Genomic DNA, 3,003 nt, shown 5'->3' with positions numbered 1-3,003 from the left:
TAGCCTACTTACGAAAGTCCTCGCGGACTTTCTATCTGTGATTTATTTGCTAACTTTAGTGCTTAAACACGCAACGAAATCATACACAAAACCGTTGCCATTAATACCCAAAAACACTCGAACTGAATGGGAAAAATTACGAATGAACAAATTCATAAAGCATTTGAACTTGGAAAAAAGATTTATCTGAATCAAATGTCTTTAAACGAAGGAACTGAATCCCTTACAAGTATGGGAATGAAAAAAAGTTCTGGACTTGATTATATTTATGCTTATTCAAATCTAATCCAAGGAAAATTATTCACGCGAACAATTAACTCATATGGAACGGAATATTATCTTGAACGGATTTATAATGAAAATGGTGTTAGCGGATTAAAAACGGCTTTACTTTCTCTTTACCAACACATAGAATATTATGAAGAAGTTTCTGGTGCTTCTGTAAAGACAGGAAGAAAGATTTATGAGAAATTTTACGAAATAGTAAAAGATGTTTTTGGAGAAACTGTTTTCCCGAATGAAGTTGATGCTGACATAAAATATTCGGAAGGTAAAACAAGACAAGTTACTGTAAATAGTTATGAAAGAAATCAATTAGCACGTCAAGAATGTATAGAACATTTCGGATTAAACTGTCAAGTTTGTGATTTTAATTTTGAACAAAAATTTGGCGATTTAGGAAGGAATTTTATTCACGTACATCATATAATCGATATATCAACAATCGGAAAAGAGTACTCTGTGAATCCAAAAACGGACTTGATTCCGGTTTGTCCGAATTGTCACGCTATGTTGCACAAGCAAAAGCCTGCTTATTCGATTTCGGAATTGAAAAACCTTATGAGATAAAAAGTACTAATGGCAACACCGTGTATAATTAATTGCTTTTTTCTGCTTACTTGCGAAAATTCCTGCGGAATTTTCTCTGGTTCGTGAAAGTTTGCTAAATTAGCTACCCAACTACGCAACTAACCATACACAAACACGTTGTAAGCAATTAAAACGAACATATTGAAAATCAGAATATTAATATTATTTATTATTTGTTTGACAATTAATTCTTGTGGAATATTCAAAACGCATCATAAGAATAAACTAATTGATTTTGAGGACAATTCATTAACAGAAAAAACATTAAATCTAAATGGATATTATTTTGCTGAATCTGAATTTGAATATGGCGAAAATCCACCACCTTTTATTGACGATTACATAGAAAAAACTGGAATAAATAAAATAAAATATATATCCGTAATATTTATTTACGAAGATGGTTTTGTAGTCAAACTTGGCGAAATTAATGGTCTTTCACATTATTATTGTGCAGAAAAAGACAATTATGACAACACATACGAAAGTGCACATAAAACCATTGAATTAATGCTCAAAACTCAAAACTCTACCGAAAAAAGAACTAAACGGATTTGTGGATTTAAGCCAAATGATATTGGCAGAAAAGGTTTAGTTAAAATTGAAAATAAGAATATTAAAATTCAGTATTATAGTATTGAAAAGCAAAATCCAACAAGTGATTCTTTTAATTCAGCATATTTATACGAATTGAAAGGAATTATAAAATCTGATTCAAGTTTTGTAATAAAAAGCAAAACGGAATTCAGAACAAACGAAATAAAATCTGAAAATAAAATTTTTGAATTTAGACAAACTGAACAGAAACCGAATATTGAAAATTACTTTAAAAAGAAGAAAAATAGATTTAAATAACTGCTTACAACACCGTATATAATTTATTGCTGGCTTCTTGCCTACTTACGAAAGTCCTCGCGGACTTTCTTGGTCGGTAATTATTTACTAAATTAGTTGCTTGAAACACGCAACAAATCATATACAAACACGTTGGGCTTAATTAAACAGAACTCTTAAGAAAATGGCAGAAAAAGAGCAACAACATATTGTACCTGCGACATTTCTTCGCCAATTTGAAATAAAAAATCATAAGAATCCAAATCACGTTTGGTGTATTGATTTTAAAGATAAATACAATAATCAACCAAAACCAAAAGGTGTAAATTCTAGTATATTTAAAATCAAAAACTTCTATAGCCTAAACAATTCAGAAAACAGACTTGTTTTAGAGAATTTTTATTCACAAAAATTAGAACCTACCTACAACCAGATTCTTAAAGAAGTAAATCAGGAATTAAATCTTTCTGAAATAACTAGAGTTAGGCTAATTGAATGGATATTACATTCAAATCAAAGAACAGAATATCACAGAAATAATATTGAGAGAATATCAAAATGGTTAATCGAAATGAATATTCGATTTGAAAGTATAAAAAAAGAAATAAACCCTGAAGACAAAATAAAAAAGCATTTGCCAGAAATTCAACGGGAATCAAAAAATATAGCCAAGGAGATTCAAATTAATAACATCCTAAATTACGAGCAATATGATAAGTATATTGAACTTTATATTAATGAATTGACCACTAAAAAATGGACAATATATAAATCAATTGAGGAATTTCCGTTTATAGCAAATGATAATCCTGGCTTTAGTCTAAATGTTTCTCATTTGAATAGAGAAAAGATATTTAATTCAACAATACACCTAAATCATCCCTCATTTAATTATTTAGTGTTATCACCAAAATACTGCTTGTATATTGAGCCATTTAAACAAACTGACCCAGTATATCTAAATGCGATAAATATTAAAATTGAATATAAGCAAATTGATAAAAAAACTATTGACTTTATTAACCTAGGTACTTGTCTAACATCAATGAAATATATAATATCGAACGATTTAAAAACAATCGAAAGATGGAATAAAAATAACTAAGCCCAACACCGTGTATAATTCATTGCTAGTTATAGCCTACTTACGAAAGTCCTCGCGGACTTTCTATCTGTGATTTATTTGCTAACTTTAGTGCTTAAACACGCAACGAAATCATACACAAACACGTTGCCAGTAATTTAAGAAACCACGTATGATTTACGGAATTTTAATAATAATCATAATAATTGTGCCGA

General features: G+C 29.3%; 3 protein-coding genes. All 3 read left to right on the top strand.

Going from position 1 to position 3,003, the window contains the following annotated elements; translation table 11 throughout:
• Positions 1 to 126: 126 nt before the first annotated feature.
• The 3 genes from K1X16_RS17785 (at position 127) to K1X16_RS17775 (ending at position 2,809) form a co-directional block, all read left to right on the top strand.
• Positions 127 to 849: an HNH endonuclease gene (locus K1X16_RS17785; protein WP_225037415.1), complete on the top strand. Its 723-nt coding sequence runs from the start codon at positions 127 to 129 to the stop codon at positions 847 to 849.
• Positions 850 to 1,011: 162 nt separating this feature from the next.
• The gene (locus K1X16_RS17780; RefSeq protein WP_225037414.1) at positions 1,012 to 1,725 is read left to right on the top strand and encodes a hypothetical protein; all 714 of its coding nucleotides are present in this window, start codon (positions 1,012 to 1,014) and stop codon (positions 1,723 to 1,725) included.
• Between the two features lie 163 nt (positions 1,726 to 1,888).
• Positions 1,889 to 2,809: a DUF4238 domain-containing protein gene (locus K1X16_RS17775; protein WP_225037413.1), complete on the top strand. Its 921-nt coding sequence runs from the start codon at positions 1,889 to 1,891 to the stop codon at positions 2,807 to 2,809.
• Positions 2,810 to 3,003 lie beyond the last annotated feature (194 nt).

Source organism: Winogradskyella sp. SM1960, assembly GCF_020179375.1.
Taxonomy (GTDB): Bacteria; Bacteroidota; Bacteroidia; order Flavobacteriales; family Flavobacteriaceae; genus Winogradskyella; species Winogradskyella marina.
Note: the sequence above shows the minus strand (reverse complement) of the source record. Positions and strands in the feature narration are given on the sequence as shown.

Bases quoted from the DNA above. Each gene is read 5' to 3' on its own strand.
- K1X16_RS17775 (WP_225037413.1), top strand. From the start codon at position 1,889: ATGGCAGAAAAAGAGCAACAACATATTGTACCTGCGACATTTCTTCGC.
- K1X16_RS17785 (WP_225037415.1), top strand. From the start codon at position 127: ATGGGAAAAATTACGAATGAACAAATTCATAAAGCATTTGAACTTGGA.